This window comes from Burkholderia sp. (assembly GCF_018375725.1).
GTDB lineage: Bacteria > Pseudomonadota > Gammaproteobacteria > Burkholderiales > Burkholderiaceae > Burkholderia.
Map to the genome: position 1 here is coordinate 1 of NZ_JAHACR010000445.1, position 2,398 is coordinate 2,398.

Genomic DNA, 2,398 nt, shown 5'->3' on the forward strand with positions numbered 1-2,398 from the left:
CGAAGCGGACGACGGCACGGTCACGCGCGTCACGTATGCGTCATCTGCCGATTGCCGCTCATGAAGCCATCCTTTCATCCTCCTCGTCCGTCCCAGATTGTTGCGCGCTTCGTCGCGGTGTCCTGGCGCGACCTCGCGCTGTCGGTCGGGCCAGCCGCGATCCTGTCGATTGCGGCCGTCTGGTTCGCGATCAGACTGATCCAGCCGGCGCCGCCGTCCCGGCTCGTGATCTCGTCCGGGCCGCCGGGCAGCACCTACTGGAACGCCGCACAGAAGTACAAGGAGATTCTCGCGAAGAACGGCATCACGCTCGACGTGCTGCCGTCCGAGGGCTCCGTGCAGAACCTCGCGCGGCTGTCCGATCCGAGCGCGAAGGTCGACGTCGGCTTCGTGCAGAGCGGCGTCCGCCCCGGCGCCCAGAGCACGCATCTCGTCGCCCTCGGCAGCATCGGCTATGTGCCGCTCGCGATCATGTACCGCGGACGGGTCGTCGCGCGACTGTCCGGCTTCAAGGGCAAGCGGCTCGCGGTCGGCGCGGAAGGCAGCGGCGCACGCGCGCTGAGTCTCGCGCTCCTGAAGACAAACGGCATCGTCCCGGGCGAATCGACCACGCTGCTGCCGATCGAGGGCGAGGAAGCCGCGCGTGCGCTCCGCGCCGGCGAGATCGACGCGGCGTTCCTGTCCGGCGATTCGACGCAGATTCCGGTGATGGCAAACCTGTTCCGCGTGCCGGGCGTGCGCTTCTACTCGTTTACGCAGGCGGACGCGTACACGCGCCGTTTCCCGTACCTGACCGACATCACCTTGCCGATGGGAGTCTACGACCTGGGCCGGAACCTGCCGCGCGCCGACATTCACACGCTCGCGCCGACGATCGAGCTGATCGCGCGCAACACCCTGCATCCGGCGCTGTCCGACCTCCTGATCGAGGCCGCACGCGAGGTGCACACGCCGCCGTCGATCCTGCAGCGTGCCGGCGAATTCCCGTCGGCCGTCACGCGCAGCTTCCCGCTGTCCGACGACGCGGGGCGTTACTACAAATCGGGCAAGACGTTCCTGTACCGGCGGCTGCCGTTCTGGGTCGCGAGCCTCGCCGACCGGCTGCTGTTCATCGCGCTGCCGCTCGTCGTCGTGCTGATCCCCGCGCTCCGGCTCGTGCCGGCGCTGTACGGCTGGCGCGTGCGTTCGCGGCTCTACCGCTGGTACGGCGCATTGATCGCGCTGGAGCGCGACGCGCTCGGTGAACACACCGTCCGGGAGCGGGCCGAACTGCTCGGCCGGCTCGACGATATCGAGGAGTCGGTGAACCGGATGAACATGCCGCTGGCGTACGCGGATCAGTTCTACGTGCTGCGCGAGCACATCAGCTTCGTCCGCTATCGCCTGACCTTGCGCGACCATGACATGGGATACACCCACCCGCACGACGCCCCGAACCCGCACGACGGCGGCGCCAGTGGCGGCGACGCCCCCCGGGCGACACCCGGTTCCGTCTGAATGAACAATCCGCGATCATGACGGTATCCGTGCGCGCTGCCGCATAACATGGACGCCAGCGTCAGTCGCCGCCCCATTCCCAGGAGAATTTCATGACCACCGGTCTCGATACCGCCCAGCCCACCTGGTTTTTCGATTTCGTCTCGCCGTTCTCGTATCTCTTGCTCGAGCAGCACGAAAAATGGCCGGACGTGCCGTTCGAGCCCGTGCCGGTCTCGCTCGGCCACCTGCAGCGCCACTGGGGTCAGCGTCCGAACGCCGACGTGCCTGCCAAACGCATCTTCACGTACCGCTACGCGCTCTTTCGCTCCGAGCAGCTCGGCATTCCGTTCAAGATGCCGCCCGCGCATCCGTTCGATTCGGACAAGGCGCTGCGCCTCGCGATCGCACTGCGCGCCGACATCCCGACCGTGCGCGAAATGTTCCGCTTCATCTGGCGCGAGGGCAATGATCCGTCGACGCCGAGCGGCTTCGCGGCGCTGTGCGAGCGGGTCGGCGTCGGGCACGGCGATTCGCTGATCGAATTCGAAGGGACGGCCGCGCAGCTGGGGCGCAACATCGAGGATGCGATCCGGCTCGGCGTATTCGGCGTGCCGACGTTCTGGATGAACAAGCAGTTGTTCTGGGGCGAAGATGCACTGCCGATGGTGCTGTACTGTGCGCGTACGCCGAACTGGCTCGAATCGCGCGAAGTGAAACGCATCAGCACGCTGCCGAAGAGCCGCGCATGATGCCGGGCATCACGCACTGACGCGCACGGCTGCGGTAAGGTAACGCATCGCCCTGCATCGATGGAAGACGACGACCGTACCGCCTCGCTCGACATCTGGCTCGTGCGCGTCCTGCGCACCTTGCTGCTCGAACGCAGCGTCACGCAGGCCGCGCTTCGGCTCAACCAGAC

The 2,398-nt window shown here is 67.0% G+C and carries 2 protein-coding genes and 1 pseudogene; all 3 read left to right on the forward strand.

Annotation, left to right across the window (positions count from 1 at the left end; all coding sequences use genetic code 11):
- The first annotated feature begins 60 nt into the window (after window positions 1–60).
- Window positions 61–1,497 carry a TAXI family TRAP transporter solute-binding subunit gene (locus KH616_RS24140; protein ID WP_292253712.1) on the forward strand — a complete coding sequence of 479 codons (1,437 nt, stop codon included), beginning with the start codon at window positions 61–63 and terminating at the stop codon, window positions 1,495–1,497.
- A 92-nt stretch (window positions 1,498–1,589) separates the two neighbouring features.
- On the forward strand, window positions 1,590–2,228 hold the full coding sequence (locus KH616_RS24145) for a 2-hydroxychromene-2-carboxylate isomerase (protein WP_292253715.1): 639 nt from the start codon (window positions 1,590–1,592) through the stop codon (window positions 2,226–2,228).
- A 60-nt stretch (window positions 2,229–2,288) separates the two neighbouring features.
- Window positions 2,289–2,398: pseudogene (locus tag KH616_RS24150) on the forward strand (LysR family transcriptional regulator); the annotation flags it as partial.

Bases quoted from the DNA above. Each gene is read 5' to 3' on its own strand.
- KH616_RS24140 (WP_292253712.1), top strand. From the start codon at position 61: ATGAAGCCATCCTTTCATCCTCCTCGTCCGTCCCAGATTGTTGCGCGC.
- KH616_RS24145 (WP_292253715.1), top strand. From the start codon at position 1,590: ATGACCACCGGTCTCGATACCGCCCAGCCCACCTGGTTTTTCGATTTC.